The following is a 21,893-nucleotide window of genomic DNA, read 5'->3' on the forward strand; positions in this document are numbered from 1 at the left end:
AACATTAGGCGTAGAATTAAATTTTTCTACGCCAAAAAAATAAAATCTATTATATCCTGGAACTATATGTTAAAAATATATCAATCAAACCAAATAAATTTTCTTTTAAAAAAAATTTGTACAAAAATTATGACAAATAAAAATAAAAACATTTTTCTTGAAGAAATATTTTTAATTGATAATTTAAATATAAAAAAATGGATAGAAATATATATTTCTAAAAATAAAAATATTAGTATGAATATAAAATATTTCATTATTTCAAAATTTTTTATTAATTTAATTAGAAATATAAATCATAAAAAAAAATATCAAATTCCTATTTTATTTAAAAAAAAAAGTTTACAATGGATTTTAATGTCAATTATAAGAGACCAAAAAAAATGTTTATTTTTAAAAAAATACGGTATTTTTTATAAAAATTTTGAATTTTGTTCATATATGGCAGATATTTTTATTAAATATATTTTTTTTAAACCTGAATTAATATACATGTGGGAAACAGAAAAAAAAAATAATTCATCTAAAACATTGTACTTATGGCAAAAAAAATTATGGAAATTAATAATAAAAAAAATAAAAGATTTAAAAGAAAATAACTTTACTGAAATAATTAATAATTTTTTAAAAAATAAAAAATATATTTCTCAAATAATACCTAAAAAAATATTTATATTATCTTTTTCTCCAATAAATCCATTTGTAAATTTTATTATACATATAATTAAAAATATTACTTCAATATATTTATTTCAATACCAAATATATGATAAAAAAAACAAAAATATGAATTCTACTCTTGTTTTTTTTAAAAAAATAAATATATTACCTAAAAAAAAAATAATAAAAAATCATTATTGTGTAAAAAAAAATTTTTTTTTAATAAATCTCATACAAAAAAAATTTTATCTATTTTACAATATAATTTATTTAACAAATCACTTTACAAAAAAAATATAAAAAAAAAATTTTATATAAATGATAAATCTATTTTTATACATAAATGTTACTCACGCTTACAAGAAATTCAAATATTATATGCACATATAATTAATATACTAAACTCTGATAAAAAAATAAAACCACATAATATTCTAATTACAACAAATAATATAAATCCATATTTGTATTATATAAATCAAATATTTTCTTCCTTTTTACCTAATAATTCTTCTATTCATAATTCTAATATAAATATTTTAAAAAAAAATATTTTACTAATAATAAAAAAAATATTACAAATTAAAAAAAATCGTTTTGAATATTCCTGGGTATTATCTTTATTAGATGAAAAATTATTAAGAAAGAAATTTTTCATAAAATCTGATGACATTAAAATTATTTACAAATATATATCAGATTTAAATGTTCGATTTGGTTTTGATAAAGATCATTTTAAACAAATGTCTATTACTGATATTAATACATATTCATGGAGTTATGCAATAAAAAGAATTACAGCTGGATTTCTATTACAAGGAAAATATTCTATATGGAATAATATATCTATATATAATATTTCTTCTAACAAAAATAATATACTTTTAGGAAATTTTATTGATTTAATTACTAAATTACAAAAATTAAGAAAAAAAATATTAAACAAAAAATTATTAAAAAGTTGGTTAAATATTATTCCACAAATAATAAAAGAATTTTTTTATATACCTATAAAATATAAAATGTTTTTTTTTGAATTAGAAAATATATGGAAAAAAATTATATCGACTGGAATCACTATGAATTATTTAAACAAAATATCAATTGATATTTTGTTACAACAATTCTTTGAATATAATTTTTCATTATGTGAAAAAAATAAGTTTATGTCTGGATATATTAACATTATGAACTTAAATAAAATAAGAATGATACCATTCAAAATGATCTGTATAATAGGTTGTAATCAAGAAAATATCTCTATACCTAAAAAGACAGATATATTAAATTTCATTAATAGTGAAATCTATCAGAATAATAAAAATATTTTTTTTGAAACAATTATATCAACTCAAAAATATTTACTTTTAAGTTATACAAAAAATACAATAACAGAAAATAAGCATTATCCATCAAAATATATTACTGATATTATTCATTATATAAAAAAAAATTTTTATATTAAAAATAAAAAAAAATGTAAAAAAAGTACAATAAATATTGTAGATAAAGTATACATAAATAACAAGAATAAATTAAATAATTTTTGTTTAATAAATACAACATTAGAAAAATTTTCTCAAAAAAAAAATAATATAAAAAAATATAAAAAAATTAATTTTACTATTAAAAATAGTATCAAAATAAAAGAATTAGTAAATTTCTGGAAAAATCCAATTCAGTATTTTTTTAAAAAAAATTTAAACGTACATATTTTAAATAACATAAAAAATAAGTTATCAAAAGATGAATCATTCTATATACAACCATTAGATAAATATAAAATAAGAAATAAAATATTAAAATATTTTTTATTAAAAAAACAAACCAAAAATTTGTTTAAAAAATTTCAATTAAAAAATAAACTACCTCCTAACAATGTAGGAAAAATATTATGGAAAAAAGAAGAAAAAAAAATGTATATTTTATCTAATCAAATTAACCAAATTACAAATTCTCCTAAAGAAATTAATTTTAATTTAAAAATAAAAAAATATAAATTATCAGGAAAAATCAAAAAAATCAATAAAACAAATTTAGTTCATTGGTGTACAAATAAAATTAATTACAAAGAAATAATCTCCTTATGGATAGAACATATAATTTGCTGTATTTTAAAAAAAAATAATAAAAGTATTTTATTAGGAATTAATAACTCTAATTTAGAATTTTCTTTTTTAACAAAAAAAAAAGCTGAAAAATATTTAGAAAAATATATTCAAGGATATATAGATGGATTAAAAAAACCATTATTAATATTAAAATCTGGGATTATTTGGTTACAATCAATATATTTCAAAAAATTTAATATTATAAAAAACGATAAATATACTCTAAACATTGCGAAAAAAAAATTTCTGCAAGAATGGAATGGGAGTTTATTCCGTGAGGGTGAAAAAAATAATGTCTATATAAAAAAATTAATTTCAAAAATAAACCCTATAATTATAAAAAAAATATGCCGTACTTGCAAATATTGGTTATTACCTATTTTTAAAAATACTAACATCAAGAAATATCATATAATTTAATTACTAATTAAATTATTAATTTATATGATTACTGAGAAATAATATGAAATATATACCTTTTAATATAAAAAAAATACCAAATCATGGTATTACTTTAATAGAATCATCAGCAGGAACCGGAAAAACATCTTCTATTATTTGTTTATATTTGCGATTTATTTTAAATTTAGAATTAAAAAAAAAATATTCACATCCTCTATCAATAAATGAAATACTAATAGTTACATTTACTGAATCATCAAAAAACGAATTAAAAAAAAGATTATATAAAAAAATTTGTCAATTATATGACATATGCACTAAAAAAAAAGAACAAAATAATGAATTATTAGACGTTATAAAAGACATTAAAAATTTCAAAAAAACAATTAAATCATTAGAAAAAATAAAAAAAAATATTGATTCAATTATGATATATACACTACATGGATTTTTTAGACACATATTATTAGAACAAAAAATTTTATGTCAACAAATAATACATAAAAAAATATTATCTAATATACAAAAAATACAAATTGAATCTACAAAAGATTTTTGGAGAAAATATGTATATTTTACTAACAAAAAAATAGTTAAAATAATTATAAAAAAATGGAAAACACCACAACAATTTTTTAAATATATACATATATGGTTAAATCAAAAAAATATAAAATTTAAACATAATTTTCCAAAAAATACTAATTTAATTAAACAATTTAATAATATTAATGTAATTATAAAAAAAACAAAAAAAATATGGAAAACACAAAAAAGAAAAATAAAAAATTTAGTAAAAAATATTAATCTTAATAAAAGAATATATAATAAGAAAAATTTAAATATATGGTACGAAAAAATAAATAAATGGTCTCAAAACAAAAAAGAAGACTGCTCGATTCCTAAAGTATTTCAATATTTTCAATATAAAAGAATACAGACAAATAAACTATTAAAATATTCTACTAAATATATTTTTTTTAGGTATGTAGAAAAAATGTTTATTCAATATAATTTATTTTTTGAATATTTTATTTATTTTGCATTAAAAACTATTCCAAAAATAATTAAAAGAAAAAAAAATGAAAAAAATGGATTAGAATTTAACGACTTAAATAAAATAATGTGGAAAGAAATAAAATTAAAAGATTCTATTATAAAAAAAAATATTCTAAAAAAATATACTGTTACTATAATTGATGAATGTCAAGATATTGATGATACTCAATTTAATATATTTTATTCGTTATATAATAATAAGAAAAATAAATCACTTATTTTAATTGGAGATCCTAAACAGTCTATATATAGTTTTAGAGGAGCTAATATATTTTTATACCTAAAATTTAAAAAGAAAATAAAAAAACATTTTTTTTTAAAAGAAAATTTTCGTTCATCTAAAAATATTGTCAAAGGAACTAATATATTATTTTCTCAAATTAAAAAACCATTTATTTTTAAAGAAATTAATTTTCAACCATCAATTACACATATAGAAAATAAAAATATTCAATTTACTATTAATAATATCCAACAACCAGCATTCCAATTTATTTTTGAAAATAAAAAAATAATAACCAAAAAAGAATATTATTCATGGATTTCTAAAGAATGTGCATATTCAATATTTAAATGGTTATCTAATAAATATAAAAAAAAATCTTTTATTACATTAAAAAATAAAAAAAAACGTTTAATTCAACCTAATGATATAGCAATTTTAGTAAAAAATAAGTATGAAGCATCAATTATTCAAAAAGAATTAGAAAAAAAAAAAATTAAAGTAATTTATACATCTCAAAAAAATAATATTTTTCATACTACAGAAACAAAAGAAATAATATGTATTCTTGATTCTATAATTGATCTATCAAATGAATTAAAATTTCAAAGATTATTAATAACAGAAATATTTAAAAAAAATATTTACGATATTTATTTAATAAACCAAAAAAAAGAACTTTATTTTTCTTTATTAAATAAATTAAAAAAATACTATATAATTTGGAATACATTAGGTATTTCAAAAATGATAATAAAAATAATAATTGATTTCAACATACAAGATTCTTCTACTTCTTTAAAAAAAAATACTATTAATGCACAAAATATTATTGATTTAGCAGAAATATTAGAAAAAAAAAACCAAGAGATAAAAAACAAATTCTTATTAATAATATGGTTAAAAAAAAAATTTTTACAAGATAATCTAGAAAATAGTAATAAACTACATATAAAAAAATATAACAATATTTCAGATCAAAAATGTGTAAAAATAATTACTGTATATAAATCAAAAGGATTAGAATATCCAATAATATGGATTCCCTTTTTTAGCGCTTCTCAAATAAAAAATAATAATACGTTTTTTTGTAAAAAAAAAATGAAAAATATAATTAACTTAAAAAATAGAAAAAAAAGTTATAAATTATCTTTTCAAGAAAAGTTATCAGAAGACATTCGTTTACTTTATGTTGCATTAACAAGAAGTATATTACATTGCAGTATAGGAATGGCAATAATTAAAGAAAAAAAAAATAAAAAAATTTATACCAATTTTCATACAAATAGTCTTGGTTTTTTAATACAAAAAGGTAAAAAGCTAAGCTTTGATAATCTAAAAAAAGAACTAAATAATAAAAAAAAAAATATAGAAATTTTTTCAATAAAAAAGCCAACAAAAAAATTAACAAAAAAAAATATAATAATATTTAAAAAAAAATCTTTAAAAAAAAATAAAATATTTATCCCTAAATTATTAAAAAAAATAAAAAATCCCTGGACTAAAATAAATTTTTCTAAAATTATAAAATATAATTTATTAAAAAAAAAAAATAATACTGAAATAGATATTGAAAATAATAAAATTATATTTAATAAAAACAAAAACACACTTTCTAAAATAAATATTTATAAATTACCATCAGGAAAAGAATATGGAACATATTTGCATCATATCTTAAAAAAAATAAAATTTTCAAAAAAAAAAAATATAAAAAAAATTATCAGAAAACTAAACTTCATATCATTATCTAAAATATGGATAAAAAAATTATATAACTGGATATGTATTTTTATATCTTCATCATTAAATGATGATAAATTAAAATTAAATCAATTAAAAGAAAACGAATATAAAAAAGAAATAAGTTTTATAATTCCAATAAAAAAAAACATTAATATAAAAAAATTAAATAAAATTATAAAAAAATTTGATCCTTTATCTAAAAAATGTAAAAATATTAAATTTAAAAATATTTCTGGAATACTAACAGGAACTATAGATATGGTATTTTTATGGAAAAAAAAATATTATATTATAGATTATAAATCTAATTATTTAGGACCTAATAATCATTATTATAGTCAGAGCAAAATAAAACAAGAAATAATTAAATATCGTTATGATATTCAATATCAATTATATAGTTTAGCCATTCATCGTTTTCTTAAAGTAAAAATAAAAAAATATAATTATAAAATACATTTTGGAGGAGTATTTTATTTGTTTCTCAGAGCATTTGATGATCAAAAAAATTCTGGTATATATTTTATTAAACCTTCTTTTTTATTAATTAATAATTTAGATAAACTTTTCGCTGGAGAATTTTATGACACCTAAAAATAAAAAAAAATTTTTTAATATAATACTTAAAGCAAAAGAAAAAAACATTATTCATTGTGCAGATTTTTATTCTTGTTATAATAAAAATTTTTTCAATTACTCTGAAGAAATAATACTAGTAATCTTATTTTTAAGATATTCAGCATACTATGGTCATAGTTGTTTACCAATAAAAATGTTTAAAAATAAAAAATGTTTAAAAATAAAAAACAAATTTTTATTTAAATTACTAATATTAGTTAGTAAAAATAATAAAAAATGGTTTGAACAAGTAATTAATAATATATCATGCAGCAATGGAGCACAAAAAACTCCATTAGTTCTAGACAGGGAATATATTTATATATATAAATATTGGTATTCTGAAAATAAAATAATTGAATTTATTTATAATCAAAAATTAAAATTTAATAAAAATTATTTTAAAAAATATGAAAAATTAATTAATAAATATTATCCAAAAAAAATTGATTATATTCAAAAAATAACTATACAAAAAGCTTTATCAAGTTATATATTTTTTATAACAGGAGGGCCTGGAACAGGAAAAACATATATATTAGCATATTTTATATTAATTTTAATAAACTCTACAAAGAAAAAAATTAATATTCAATTATCAGCTACAACAGGAAAAGCAGCAACAAAATTAACTCAATCTATATTTAACATTTTAAATAAAGAAAATATAAATAAAAAAAATAAAATTTCTTTTCCAAAAATTGGAATTACTCTTCATAACTTATTTAACATTCAAAAAGAAACAAATCAATGTAATAAAAAAAATAAAAAAAAAAACAAAATAATAGACGTCTTAATAATAGATGAATCATCTATGATTGATTTAAATATAATGGATATTATTGTTACTAATATAGATAGAAAAACAAAAATAATTTTTGTAGGAGATGTAAATCAATTACCTTCAATAGAAGTTGGATCAGTATTACAAGAACTATGTAATAATAAAAAAAAAAATATTTCTAGTAAAAACATAAAAAAAAATTATATATCTATTTTAAAAAAAAAATACAGATTTAAAAAAAAATCTGGCATTAATTTACTTGTAAAAACAATAGAAAATAATCAATATAATAATATATATAAAATTTACAGGAAAAAATTTTCTGATATTATCTGGAAAAGATTAAAAACAAAAGAAAACTATTTTAATATGTTAAAAAATATAAAAAAATATTATACTAAATATTTAGAATATATTAATAAAAAAAATAAACCTAAAAAAATAATAAAAAAATTTAATAAATATAGAATTTTATGTACAGTAAATGAAGGTTTGTTTGGAACAAACAAAATAAATGAATATTTAGATACATGGTTTATAAAAAAAATAAATAAAAATAGTAGTAATGAAATAAAAAAACCATTTTATCATGGTAAACCAATTTTAATTAAAAAAAATAATAAATCATTACAATTAATGAATGGGGATGTTGGAATTTGTTTACTTGTTAATAAAAAAATAAAAATACATTTTTTATCACCAAATAATAAACTAAAAATAGTTGATCCTAGAATATTGTTTCATTATGAATCAGCTTGGTCTATGACCATACATAAATCACAAGGATCAGAATTTTCATCAGTTCAAATAGTTATTCCGGATTATTTTTTAAAAATATTATGTAAAGAATTATTTTATACCGCTATTACAAGAGCAAAAAACAGAATAACGATATACGGTTGTGTTAACAGAATACATAATATTATTAAAAATAAACAAAAAAGATTTTCTGGTTTAAATAAAAAAATTATTTCATTAAATAAAAATTATTATTAAAATTATGGTTGCGGGAGTTGGATTTGAACCAACGACCTTCGGGTTATGAGCCCGACGAGCTACCTGACTGCTCCACCCCGCTATCAATTTTAAACATTATAACATATTTATAAATATAAACAACTGTTTTTAGAAATAAATATTTATATATATTTTGTACATTGTAAATACATAAATATTTTTTAAAAAATATATATTTTATTATATAATAAAAATTATAATTATAATAAAGTTTATAAATAAAATTTATATTAATTAAAGTTATTAATATATTTTTCAAAATAGGAAATAAAATTATGAACCCGTCAAAAAGAAGAAAATCAAGAGAAATGGCTATACAAGCAATATACTCTTGGCAAATATCAAAACAAATAATTATATCAGAAATTAAAAATTATGTAATAAAAGAAAATAAAGATTTTTTATTAGATAAACAATATTTTAATGAAATCGTTACAGGAGTAATTCAAAATGTTCATTATTTAGATAATATAATTAATCCAATTTTATCAAAAAAAAATAAAAAAATAGATCAAATCGAAAAAGCAATACTTAGATTATCTTCTTATGAAATTATGAGACGTTTAGATATTCCAGATAAAGTAGTTATAAATGAAGGAATAGAATTAGCTAAAAAATTTGGATCAAAAACTAGTCATAAATTTATTAATGGTGTATTAGATACATTAATGTCAAAAAAAAATTTAAATTTACTTAAATAAAAATAAATATAAAAAACTATTCTTTTTATACAAAAATAAAATATATAATAGATTTATTATTAATCTTTATTTTCTACTATAATTTACTATATCTAAAAAAATGAAAAATTGGAATATAAAATTTGCAAAATCTATTGCAAAAAAATTAAATATAAATATGAGTCAAAAACATTGGAAAATTATTTTTTGTATGAGAAAATTTTATAAAAAATATAATTTAACACCAACAATAAGAATGTTGCTAACATATATGAAAAAAAAAAAAATATTCTTGACTAGTCAAGATTTATTTATCCTTTTTCCAAAAGGATTCATGAAAAATGCTAGTCAAATATCAGGATTACCAAAAAATCAAAATTGTTTTTAAAAAAAAATATTCATCACTTCTATTATTAATAGATAGTAAAAAACTAATTAAAAAAATAATAAAAATAGAAAAAAAGAACATAATACGTGACCATTTTTTAAAAGAAAATAAAAAAATATTTCCAACAATAGAAAAAATAAACCATAAAAAAATAAAAAAGTTCATATAAAAACAATAAAAAAAATTTACATAGCTAAAATAGTATAATAAAAAATTTAAAAAAAATACATTAATAATACAAAAAGAAATACAGTTTTGAGTATATAAAAAACCATATAATATTGGAACTGTTGGAATTTCTGCAGATTTATAATCTTGATATCTAAATATTGTTATAGAATAAAAATGTGCAATTTGCCAAAAAATAAAAATTAAAAATAAAATTAAACAACATCCATTTAATTTATTATTTACAGATAAATAACCAATTATAGGCGGTAAAGATCCAGAAATACCACCAATTAAAATTGAATATAATGATCTTCTTTTCAAAAAAAATGAATACAAAATAACATATAAAAAAACACCTATAAAAGCAATTATAGTACATATTAAATTTACATACATATAAAATACATATATACCAAAAAAAAACAAAAAACAGGCTATTAAAAATATTATAACTAGTAATTCCTTACTAGTATTAATACATAATATCCGGTTTTTTGTACGATTCATTATTTTATCTACATCTCTATCAATAATATTATTTAATATACAAGATGAAGAAATTATACTTATAATTCCAAGTATTATTTTAAAAAACAAATTTTTTAATAAATTTCCACGAGAAGCTAAAAAAAAACCTCCCGATAAACTAATTAAATTACCTAAAATAATACCTGGTTTAACTAATTCTAATTTATTTATTATCTTAAAGTTTTTTAAAAAATAAAGTAAATTTAATTTTAATGGTTTAAATGATCGAAAATCCATAAAGATCCTATACTAATTATACCAATAATAATACTAGTAAAAATTATTAATAATATAATAAAAAAATTTTTTTGAGAAAAATTAACACCTATAAAATATTTAAAATAAAAAAAAATTTGTAAAATTACCAAAAATAAAAAATAATATTTATAATTACTTACAATTAATAACTGATCATTTAAAACAAAAAAATAAAAAATAATAAAAAATAAAGAAATAATAAAACCAATAAAAAATTTTTTTTTTATAAAAAATATAAAAATATTGATTAATATATTTTTTTTTCTTGATAACATTATTAAAAACTCCAAATATATAATATTATTTTTTTAATTATATAAAATAAACACACATAATTAATACTATCCAAATAATATCTAAAAAATGCCAAAATAAACAAAAACAAACTAAAGAAGAGCGAACTGAATCAATTAAATCAAAAATAAAAATCTGAAAAAATAAAATTAATATCCATAATAAACCACAAAAAACATGTAGTCCGTGTGTTCCTAATAAAACAAAAAAAGAAGAAAGATATCCATTAGAAAACGGATAAAATCCTTTATTAAAAAGATTTAAAAATTCAAAAAACTCCAATCCTACAAAACAACTTCCTAATAAAAATGTAATAAATAAAAAAATCAAAATACAAAATTTATAAGAATATTTAGAAAAATATTTAACAAAACTACATGACAATGAACTAAATAATAAAAATAATGTTTCAGTCCAGACAATAGAAGGAGAAAATAAATTATTTTCTTTCAAAAAATTACTATATCCATGTCGTAGCATAATTATATATACAATAAATAATATAGAAAAAATAATACAATCACTCATTAAATAAAACCACATACCAAAAACATTTTTATTTTCTAATGAAGAATATGAAATATGTTTTTTCTTATCGTTCATCACAAATCCTTATATAAAAAAATATATTATTTAATATTATTTATAATTTTTTTATTAATAGATATATATTCATTTTCTATTTTTTTTATTATTTTTTGAGAAATAAAATATCCTTTATCCGTTACAAACGATATATATAAAATATTAAAAAATATTCCAATTACTGAAAAATAAACTAACCACCAAATATGCCACACCATAGAAAAACCAAAAATAGTAGTAAATATACCAATTAATATACCCACAGAAGAATTATTAGGCATATGAATATATTTAGGAATATCTTTTTTTATATCCTCTTTTTTATTTGTTTTTTTATACCAAAAATCATCTATTTTTTTTACAGTAGGTATAACTGAAAAATTGTATATAGGAGGTGGAGATGAAATAGACCATTCTAATGTTCTTCCATTCCAAGGATCTCCGTTATAATCTCTATATTCATTAGTATGACGATTATTAATAGAAACAAAAAATTGAATTAATTGAGAAACAATACCTAAAAAAATAAAAAAAATACCAATAGTAGCTACTGTCAATAAAAAATGATATTCACAATCAATATTTTGACTTAATCTACGAGTCATACCCATAAAACCTAATATATATAAAGGAATAAAAGCTATAAAAAAACCAATCATCCAAAATATAAATGCACATTTTCCCCAATATTCATTTAATTTAAAACCAAAAATTTTTGGAAACCAATAAGTTATTCCGGCAAAACAACCAAAAACTACACCTCCAATAATAACATTATGAAAATGAGCAACCAAAAATAAACTATTGTGCAATATAAAATCCACCGGAGGTATAGATAATAATACCCCTGCCATTCCTCCTATTGTAAAACTAATCAAAAAACCAATAGTCCATAACATAGAAGAATGAAAAAAAATACTACCTCGATACATTGTAAATAACCAATTAAATATTTTAACACCAGTTGGAATAGCTATTATCATAGTTGTAATACTAAAAAAAGAATTTACATCAGGACCCGAGCCCATTGTAAAAAAATGATGCAACCATACAAGAAAAGATAATATTGTAATAACAATAGTAGCCCATATCAAAGATATATATCCAAATAATGATTTTCTTGAAAAAGTAGATACTATTTCAGAAAAAACACCAAATATTGGCAATATTAATATATAAACTTCAGGATGCCCCCATATCCAAATTAAGTTAACATATAACATCATATTTCCACCCATATCGTTAGTGAAAAAATGAAATCCAAAATATCTATCTAAAGATAAAAGTAATAGAGTAGTAAATAAAACGGGAAAAGAAATTAGAATAAGAATATTAGTACATAATGCAGTCCAAGTAAAAACAGGTAATTTAAACATAGTCATACCTGGAGCGCGAAAATTAATAATAGTTACTATAAAATTAATAGAAGTTAAAATAGCACCTAATCCTGAAATTTGCAAAATCCAAATCCAATAATCTACACCCACTCCCGGACTATATTTTATTCCTGATAATGGTGGATACCCTAACCAACCAGTTTGAGCAAATTCACCAATTCCTAAAGATAACATCATTAAAATGACTGAACTTGCAGTTAACCAAAAACTCAGATTATTTAATACAGGAAATGCTAAATCTCTTGAACCTATTTGTAGAGGAACAACAAAATTCATTAATCCAATGACCAAAGGCATAGCTACAAAAAAAATCATAATAACGCCATGAGCGGTAAATATTTGATCATAATGATTGGCTGGTAAAATACTTATATGTTCAGGTAAAGAAGAAAAAAATTGTTGAAATCGCATCATTACCGCATCTGAAAAACCGCGAATAAACATTAAAAAAGCTAATATAAAATACATAACAGCAATTTTTTTATGATCAACTGAAGTAAACCATTGATTCCATAAATATAACCATTTTTTAAAATATGTAATATATATAAAACCTAAAAAAGAAAATAAAAAAATCAAAATATATGTTATTACAATAATTGGTTCATGGTATGGTATTGAATTAAAAGTCAATTTTCCAAACACTATCGTTTATCCTCAAAATATTAAATATATAAAAAATTACTAATTTTTATTTATATAAATATAAAAATTAAACATTATGTAATATGTTAAACATATCAATTATTTTATAAAATAATAAAGGATCAATATATGAAAAATATTGTATATGATGTTGTTTACTATTATATGATAATTTTAAGAATTGTTTTTTAGAAAACAAAACATTTTTTTTTAATTTTATTCTTTTTATCCATTTATTAAAACTAAAGAGATTATTTTGTACACACACTCTAAATTTCATGTTAGAAAAACCATGACCGCTATAATTTGATGAAATACCTTTATAAATACCACTATTCATTGCAATTAAATTTAAATTAGTTTTCATTCCAGCCATAGTATAAATTTGACTACCTAAACTAGGAATAAAAAAGGAATTCATAACAGAATGAGAAGTGATATTAAAATGTACAGGAACATGTTTAGGGAAAGCTATTTCATTAATAGTAGCAATTTTATAATCAGGATAAATAAATAACCAACGCCAATTTAAAGATATAACTTCAATAGTAATTGGTTGATTAGTATTTAATTGTAATGATTTACTAGGATCTAATTTATGTGTAGTCTTATATGATAAATTTGCCAGGAAAGATATTATCATAACTGGAATTAACCAACATATTATTTCTAAAAAATATGAATGATTCCAATTAGGCTGATAACTTGAAGAAACATTAGATCGACGATAGTAATAGATAATAAAAATAGTTAAAAAAAATACAGGAATAATAATAACAAACATAAGTTTAAAAGTCGTTAAAACTAACCTAAGTTCATTTGTCAATATATACCCATAAGAATTTATATATATTTGTTTACTTGCATAAACTATTAATAATGTCACTAAAGAAAAAAAAGAAAAAATCAAAAATTTAAATATGTTATTTTTGTTAAATATTTTCATTATACTTAAACCTATATAAAAAAATATATTTATTTTATATTATTCATTTTAAAAAATGTAATAAAAAATACATTAAAAATAATAATAAAAATTATTTTTTCATTATAAAAATTATATTTTTATTAAAAAATAAAAATATATAAATATATTTTATTAAATGAAATTATTATAGTTAATACATTTAATCATTCTAAATTGACAGAAACAATAATTATATTGTATATTAAAAATAAAATTATTTTTAACTATAATAAAATTTTTAAAAAAAAGTGAATTAATAATATTAATTAATATATTATTTCTAATAATATAAATATATAAAAATTTATATTAAAAATAAATATTTCAAATATTATCAATATTATTATAATACTAAATTCATAAGTTTAATAATTTATCTTTATTAAAATAATAAAATATTATCTATAAAATATCCTTTAAATGTGTTCCTAAAAAATTGTTCAGTATTATATATATAATAATGTCATATAAAAATATTTTTATATTTATATGTATGAATAAAAAGTATATATTTTCGTTAAAATAATCATGTCTAGATATGTCTCATTAATATTAAGTATTATTTAAGGATAAATAAATAATAATATAAAAAAATAAATATTTATTAAATAAATATTAAATCTAATTAATAATAATTATTATTTTCTATCTTTATATTATATTAATTATTATATACTATGATTCAAAATGGTTTTATATTTATAAAAAATTTATTTTTATAAATTTTATTTATTACAAATTTAAATTTAAATATTACTATATAAATCAAAAAAAATGCAAAAAATAAATTATTACAATAATATGTAAATTTTATATAAATAATTATTACTTTTATAACAAAAATAATCCAAAACAATAAAATTAATAATATTTTTATTAATAAAAAAATAAATTTTTAAAAAAAGGATAATTAAATGAATTATATTAAAAAAAGAAATAAAAATAAAAAAAAAATGTCTTTAATACCTTTTGTTATTGACAAAAATTCACAAGGAGAAAGATCCTATGATATTTTTTCACGTTTATTAAAAGATAGAATTATCTTCCTAACAGGAAAGATTGATGATCACCTTGCTAGCATCATTATATCTCAAATATTATTTTTAGAATCAGAAAATAAAAAAAAAGATATTTTTTTATATATTAATTCACCTGGAGGAATAATTACTTCCGGTTTGTCTATTTATGATACTATGCAATTTGTTCAACCTGATATTAATACAATATGTCTAGGGCAAGCTTGTTCAATGGCTGCCATACTATTATGCGCAGGAAAAAAAGGAAAAAGATTTTGTTTACCTCATGCAAGGGTTATGCTACATCAACCATTAGGTGGATTTCAAGGACAAGCTTCAGATATTATAATACATGCTAAAGAAATAAAAAAAGTAAAAAAAATAATAAACAATTTATTATCTTTTCATACTAATGTATCTATAAAAAAAATAAACAAGGATACAGAAAGAGATTTTTTCTTTTCCCCTAAAGAAGCTATAAAATATGGACTTATAGATTCAATTTTAAAAAAATAAATAATAACGTTTACTATAAAATTATACAAATACTATTTATAATAGAGAAAAATATGGATAATACTATTAATAATAAAAAACTTATAATCTGTTCTTTTTGTAAAAAAAATCAAAATGAAGCAAAAAAAATGATTAGTGGTCTTTCAGGACATATTTGTGATCAATGTATTTTATTATGCAATGATATTTTAAATAAATATAATTTTAAAAAAAATAATAAAATAATTCCATTACAAACACCTAAAATTATAAAAAAATATTTAGATAAGTTTATAATAGGTCAAAAAAAAGCAAAAAAAATCATTTCTGTTGCAGTATATAATCATTATAAAAAATTAAATTATTTATTACAAGATAATCATAGCATTAAATTAGAAAAAAGTAATATTTTGTTGATCGGACCAACCGGTACAGGAAAAACATTAATTGCTGAAACATTAGCAAAATATTTAAAAGTACCATTTTCTATTGCAGATGCTACAACATTAACAGAGGCAGGTTATGTTGGAGAAGATGTTGAAAATATTTTAAGAAGATTAATAGAAAATAGTAATTATGATATTAAACAAGCAGAGAAGGGAATTATATATATTGATGAAATAGATAAAATTACAAAAAAATCAGAAAATATTTCCATTACTCGGGATGTATCAGGAGAAGGTGTTCAACAATCTTTATTAAAAATCATAGAGGGAAAGATAGCTTCTGTACCTATAAAGGGAGGAAGAAAACATCCTGAACAAGAAACATGGAAAATTGACACCTCAAAAATTTTATTTATCTGTGGTGGAGCATTTTTTGGTTTAAAAAATATTATTTCTAAACGTATAAATAATAAATCTAAAATTGGTTTTAATATAAAAAATATACATAAAAAAAAGAAATTTAGTTATAAAAAATATATACAACCTATAGATCTTATTAAGTATGGTTTAATACCAGAGTTTGTTGGTAGATTACCAATAAATATTATGCTTAAAAATCTAACACAAAAAGATCTAATCAAAATACTTTACAAACCTAAAAATGCTTTAATTAAGCAATATAAAAAATTATTTTCTTTAGAAAATATTAAATTGAAATTTGATAAATCAGCTTTAATAGAAATAGCAAAACAAACAATAAAGAAAAAAACTGGAGCTAGAGGATTACGATCAATTTTAGAGTCCATATTGTTAAATACAATGTATAAAGTACCTAATTTAAAAAATATAACTAGTGTTTATATAAATAAATCTGTTGTACAAAAAAAAAGTTCACCAAAATTATTTTTTCTAGAAAAAAAAACAGATAAAAAAATATAATATGATAATCTATTATTATAAATAAATATAAAATAAAAAATATTTACTATATATAAATACCATAAATAAAAATATAAAATTACAAAAATTTTTGTATATTAAAACACTGAAAAGAGAGATATATATGAATTCTGAGTATTCAGAAAATATTAATATTCCAATATTACCTTTACGAGATATAGTAGTATATCCGTATATGGTTACTCCTTTATTTATCGGTCGTAAAAATTCAATTAAATGTATAGAATTTTCTATGAAAAATGATAGAAAAATACTCTTAATTACACAAAAAGAAGCAAAAACAGAAAAACCAAAAAAAAATGATTTATTTAATATTGGAACAGTTGCAAAAATTTTACAAATATTAAATTTACCCGATGGTACTATAAAAATAGTAATAGAAGGAAAAAAAAGAGCAAAAATAAAAAATATAAAAAAAAATGATAATTACTATTTAGCTAACATTAAATATATAAAATCTAAAAAAATAAAAGAAAAAGAAAAGAAAGTATTTATTAAAACTACTGTTAATCAATTTAAAAGATATATTGAATTAAATAAAAAAATACCAATGGAAATTTTAGATTCATTGAAAAAAATTAGTAATATAGAAAAGTTAAGTGATATTTTAGCATATCATATGCCTTTAAAAATAAAAGAAAAACAAACATTATTAGAAATATCATGTATAAAAAAACGTTTAGAATTTCTAATTGGAATAATGGAATCTGAAATTGACCTATTAAAAATAGAAAAAAACATAAGAAATAGAATTAAACAACAAACAGAAAAAAATCAAAGAGAATATTTTTTAACAGAACAAATGAAAGCAATTCAAAAAGAATTAGGTGATTCAGAAAATTCTATTGATGAAAATGAAAAATTAAAAAATAAAATAAAATTAGCAAAAATGCCTAAAGAAGCTAAAAAAAAAACACAAGCAGAATTAAAAAAATTACAAATGATGTCTCCCATGTCAGCTGAAGCTACAGTTGTCAGAAATTATGTTGAATGGATGATACAAGTCCCTTGGAATAAAAAAAGTAAAATAAAAAAAAATATTCAAGTAGCTCATAAAATTTTAAATATTGATCATTTTGGATTACATGATGTAAAAGAACATATTTTAGAGTATTTAGCAGTTCAAAATAGAATAAGGAAAATTAAAGGTCCTATTCTATGTTTAGTAGGTCCTCCGGGAATTGGAAAAACTTCACTAGGTAAATCAATTGCTAGGGCAACTGGTAGAAAATACATTCGTATGGCTTTAGGAGGAATAAGAGATGAAGCTGAAATTAGAGGGCATAGAAGAACATATATTGGTTCTATGCCCGGAAAATTAATGCAAAAAATAACTAAATCAGGTGTAAAAAATCCTCTATTTTTATTAGATGAGATTGATAAAATGGCATTTGATATACGTGTAGATCCAGCTGCTGCTTTATTAGAAGCATTAGATCCCGAACAAAATAATTCCTTTAATGACCATTATTTAGAAATAGATTATGATTTATCAGAAGTAATGTTTATTGCGACTTCTAATTCTATGAATATACCAGCACCATTATTAGATCGAATGGAAGTTATTCGATTATCAGGATACACCGAAGAAGAAAAAATAAATATTGCAAAAAAATATCTACAACCAAAACAAATGAAAGAAAACGCCTTAAAAAAAACAGAATTATATATTCAAGATAATGCATTAATAAATATAATTCGATATTATACAAGAGAATCAGGAGTTAGAAATCTTGAACGATCTATATCAAAAATTTGTAGAAAATCAGTTAAAAAAATTTTACTAGAAAAAGATATTAATAATATAAATATTAATAAAAAAAATTTAAAAAATTATTTAGGTATTAAAAAATATACATATGGAAAAATCAACCAAAATAATGAAATTGGACAAGTAATAGGATTAGCTTGGACAGAAATGGGAGGTGATTTATTAACTATTGAATGTACATGCATTCCAGGTAAAGGTAAACTACTATATACTGGATCTCTCGGAAAAGTCATGCAAGAATCCATACAAACCGCCTTAACAGTTGTTCGATCACAAGCTAAAAAATTAGGTATTAAAAAAGATTTCTATAATAAAAATGATATTCACGTACATGTCCCTGAAGGTGCTACACCTAAAGATGGACCAAGTGCAGGGATAACTGTATGTACTGCTATAGTATCATGTTTAACAAATAATCCAGTTAAATCTGATATTGCTATGACTGGAGAAATTACTCTTAGGGGTCAAGTATTAAACATTGGAGGGTTAAAAGAAAAATTAATAGCAGCACATAGAGGAGGAGTTAAAAAAGTTTTAATTCCCTATGGAAATAAAAGAGATTTATCAGAAATACCTAAAAATATTCTTTCTGATTTAAACATACACCCAATAAAGAATATAGAAGAAGTACTAGAACTATCTTTAGAAAATCATCCCTACATTAATAATTTAAATAAATAAAAATGTGAAAAAAATTGAATAAAGTTATACTTTATACAATATAGCTAGAAGAATAGTATATTCTTACTAGCTAAAAGATTTTAAAAATAGAAAATTTATATAGCAATTAAAATGATTTAATTAAAAGGTTAATTTTACTATGTCTTTATTGAAAAACTTTTATAAAAAAATAATCTTAATAATTATTACTACTGTTATTGTATTATCTATAATACTCAGTAATATTTCTGGACTTTTTATAAATCAAAAAGAATTACCTATTATACATATAAATAAAGAAAAAATTTATTCTAAAATATTACAATTAAGCTATAATATTATTAAAAGAAAAAATAATACTAATATTAAAAATATATTAGAACACAGAATAAGCAAACAAGAATATAAACAATATATTCTTCAACAAATTATTATAAAAATAATTAACGAATCTCTTTTAAAACAATATATAGATATTATCGATCTAAAAATGTTAGGAAAATATGTAAAAGAATTAATTTATTCTTCAAAATATTTTAATGTTAATAATTCTTTTAATTATATTAGATATTTTAAGTTTATTAATTTTATTATGTATTCGCATAATCAATATGTTAATGTTTTAAAAAAAAAAATAGCAGTGCAATATTTAATAAAAATATTATTGAAATCAATTATAATTTTAAAACAAGATATATTTAATAAATTTAAAAAAATAACAAACAAAAAAAATATACAAATCACCAATTTTAAAATTGATTTAACAAAATCAGAAAAAAAAAATAATATTAATGACATCAAAAAATATTTTTATTTAAATAAAGAAAAATTCTATGCACCTTCATCTGCTACTATTCATGTAGCTAATTTAAAAAAAAAAATACCAATAAAAAATAACAATATTCAGTCATTAATAAAAAATATAAAAAAAAAATTAATAAAAAAAAAATATAATTTTAATTTTATTAAAATTAATCCCTCTACAATAAAAAATTTTTTTTTAAAAATATATCAAAGAAAAAAAATAAATAAAGAAATAAAAAATAAAAAAATAAATTATATAAAATTAGGATGGATAAAATCAAAAAACACACCTAAAATTATAAAAAAGTTTCGATTAAAAAAAATAGGAGATTACTCTAAAATAATATTTTATAAAAATAATTTTTTTATTTTCAAATTAAATTCTATACAAAACATAAATAATAAAAATATACATAAAATTAAAAATTATGTTATTAAAAAAATCAAACATCAAAAAAATATTTTTAAAAAAATAATTTTTAATAATATGTTATATATTTTATTAAATAATCATAATATAAAATTAAAAAATTTATTACCAAAAAATTCTATCAAAGTATACAAAAAAACAATAATAAAATTTCCAAAACAAATTAAAAATTATTATTTAAATACTTTTAATAAATATATAAAAAAAAACTTTTTTTATAAAAAAAAATCATACTTTAATCCAAACATCCAAACATATACTAATAAAAAAAAACATATTTATTTATTAAAAATGAAATCATATGTTAAAAAACATTTATTAAATAAAAAAATAGTTTATAAAAAAATATTAGGTAATTTTTTATTAAAAAAAATGTATAAAAAAAATCATACATCTATAAAAAACTTCTTACTAAAAAAATATAACAAAAAAAAATTCTTTTTTGACAAAAATCCGATATATATTTATAATCCTCAAACATTATTTTTTAAACATAATGATGAAATAAAAAAAATTATTAAACAATTACCTTCTATACAAAAGAATCGTTATATATACATTTTTTTTAAAAAATCTAAACAAAAAAATTATTTAATAATTTTTAAAAAAGAATTTTTTGAAAAAATAAATAAAACAGAAAAATATTTAATAAATCAGCAAATTAAACAATATCTAAAATTAAAAGTAATTACAGCAATTTTACAAAATTTATATAAAAAATCTAAAATAACGTATAATTCTAATATAGAATAATATATTTTAAAATAATATAAATTCAATAAAAATTAATAAAATAATTATTTATATATATCTTTTATATAAAATTAAATATTATTTT

Annotated in this window: 14 protein-coding genes and 1 tRNA gene; 10 read left to right on the forward strand and 5 right to left on the reverse strand. The window is 18.2% G+C overall.

Annotated elements, in window-relative coordinates:
* The first annotated feature begins 66 nt into the window (after nt 1–66).
* Genes BUCICURV3402_RS01475 through recD form a run of 4 tightly spaced genes read left to right on the forward strand, consistent with a single transcriptional unit; the run spans nt 67 to nt 8,599 of the window.
* Entirely contained in the window at nt 67–960 is an 894-nt protein-coding gene (locus BUCICURV3402_RS01475) for an exodeoxyribonuclease V subunit gamma (RefSeq protein ID WP_154029333.1), read from the forward strand.
* Nucleotides 858–3,191 carry an exodeoxyribonuclease V subunit gamma gene (locus BUCICURV3402_RS01480; protein WP_154029334.1) on the forward strand — a complete coding sequence of 778 codons (2,334 nt, stop codon included), beginning with the start codon at nt 858–860 and terminating at the stop codon, nt 3,189–3,191. The genes BUCICURV3402_RS01475 and BUCICURV3402_RS01480 overlap by 103 nt, the downstream gene beginning before the upstream one ends.
* A gap of 43 nt (nt 3,192–3,234) precedes the next feature.
* Nucleotides 3,235–6,795 carry an exodeoxyribonuclease V subunit beta gene (recB, locus tag BUCICURV3402_RS01485; RefSeq protein ID WP_154029335.1) on the forward strand — a complete coding sequence of 1,187 codons (3,561 nt, stop codon included), beginning with the start codon at nt 3,235–3,237 and terminating at the stop codon, nt 6,793–6,795.
* Complete coding sequence (recD, locus tag BUCICURV3402_RS01490) at nt 6,785–8,599, forward strand: exodeoxyribonuclease V subunit alpha (protein ID WP_154029336.1); 1,815 nt, start codon at nt 6,785–6,787, stop codon at nt 8,597–8,599. Before recB ends, recD begins: the two co-directional genes overlap by 11 nt.
* Nucleotides 8,600–8,604: 5 nt before the next feature.
* Here the strand turns inward: recD and BUCICURV3402_RS01495 are convergent.
* Nucleotides 8,605–8,681: transfer RNA gene (locus BUCICURV3402_RS01495), tRNA-Met, on the reverse strand.
* Between the two features lie 214 nt (nt 8,682–8,895).
* Here BUCICURV3402_RS01495 and nusB point away from each other — a divergent pair.
* Together nusB and BUCICURV3402_RS01505 are read left to right on the forward strand one after the other, a co-directional pair.
* A complete protein-coding gene (gene nusB / locus BUCICURV3402_RS01500; protein ID WP_154029337.1) occupies nt 8,896–9,321 on the forward strand; it encodes a transcription antitermination factor NusB in 426 nt (141 codons plus the stop codon).
* 100 nt (nt 9,322–9,421) lie between these two features.
* The gene (locus tag BUCICURV3402_RS01505; RefSeq protein WP_154029338.1) at nt 9,422–9,688 is read left to right on the forward strand and encodes a TusE/DsrC/DsvC family sulfur relay protein; all 267 of its coding nucleotides are present in this window, start codon (nt 9,422–9,424) and stop codon (nt 9,686–9,688) included.
* Here the strand turns inward: BUCICURV3402_RS01505 and cyoE are convergent.
* The 4 genes from cyoE to cyoA all read right to left on the reverse strand — a co-directional run bounded on the left by cyoE (nt 9,662) and on the right by cyoA (nt 14,512).
* Nucleotides 9,662–10,624, reverse strand: a complete 963-nt coding sequence (gene cyoE / locus BUCICURV3402_RS01510; protein ID WP_154029339.1) for a heme o synthase — start codon at nt 10,622–10,624, stop codon at nt 9,662–9,664. The two genes, BUCICURV3402_RS01505 and cyoE, sit on opposite strands and share 27 nt — an antisense overlap.
* A 333-nt stretch (nt 10,625–10,957) precedes the next feature.
* Entirely contained in the window at nt 10,958–11,542 is a 585-nt protein-coding gene (locus BUCICURV3402_RS01515; RefSeq protein ID WP_154029340.1) for a cytochrome c oxidase subunit 3, read from the reverse strand.
* Nucleotides 11,543–11,568: 26 nt separating this feature from the next.
* Nucleotides 11,569–13,566, reverse strand: a complete 1,998-nt coding sequence (gene cyoB, locus BUCICURV3402_RS01520; RefSeq protein WP_154029341.1) for a cytochrome o ubiquinol oxidase subunit I — start codon at nt 13,564–13,566, stop codon at nt 11,569–11,571.
* Between the two features lie 67 nt (nt 13,567–13,633).
* Entirely contained in the window at nt 13,634–14,512 is an 879-nt protein-coding gene (gene cyoA, locus BUCICURV3402_RS01525) for a ubiquinol oxidase subunit II (protein ID WP_154029342.1), read from the reverse strand.
* A 935-nt stretch (nt 14,513–15,447) separates the two neighbouring features.
* Between cyoA and BUCICURV3402_RS01530 the strand changes: the two genes are divergently transcribed.
* The 4 genes from BUCICURV3402_RS01530 (at nt 15,448) to BUCICURV3402_RS01545 (ending at nt 21,808) form a co-directional block, all read left to right on the forward strand.
* A complete protein-coding gene (locus BUCICURV3402_RS01530; protein WP_154029343.1) occupies nt 15,448–16,065 on the forward strand; it encodes an ATP-dependent Clp protease proteolytic subunit in 618 nt (205 codons plus the stop codon).
* A gap of 38 nt (nt 16,066–16,103) precedes the next feature.
* Nucleotides 16,104–17,369: an ATP-dependent Clp protease ATP-binding subunit ClpX gene (clpX, locus tag BUCICURV3402_RS01535; RefSeq protein ID WP_172598553.1), complete on the forward strand. Its 1,266-nt coding sequence runs from the start codon at nt 16,104–16,106 to the stop codon at nt 17,367–17,369.
* Between the two features lie 124 nt (nt 17,370–17,493).
* Complete coding sequence (gene lon / locus BUCICURV3402_RS01540) at nt 17,494–19,842, forward strand: endopeptidase La (RefSeq protein WP_154029345.1); 2,349 nt, start codon at nt 17,494–17,496, stop codon at nt 19,840–19,842.
* A gap of 139 nt (nt 19,843–19,981) precedes the next feature.
* Nucleotides 19,982–21,808, forward strand: coding sequence for a SurA N-terminal domain-containing protein (locus BUCICURV3402_RS01545; protein WP_154029346.1), 1,827 nt, complete (start codon nt 19,982–19,984; stop codon nt 21,806–21,808).
* Nucleotides 21,809–21,893 lie beyond the last annotated feature (85 nt).

The sequence above is a fragment of the Buchnera aphidicola (Cinara curvipes) genome (assembly GCF_900698915.1).
In the GTDB taxonomy this organism is placed as follows: Bacteria; Pseudomonadota; Gammaproteobacteria; order Enterobacterales; family Enterobacteriaceae; genus Buchnera_F; species Buchnera_F aphidicola_AY.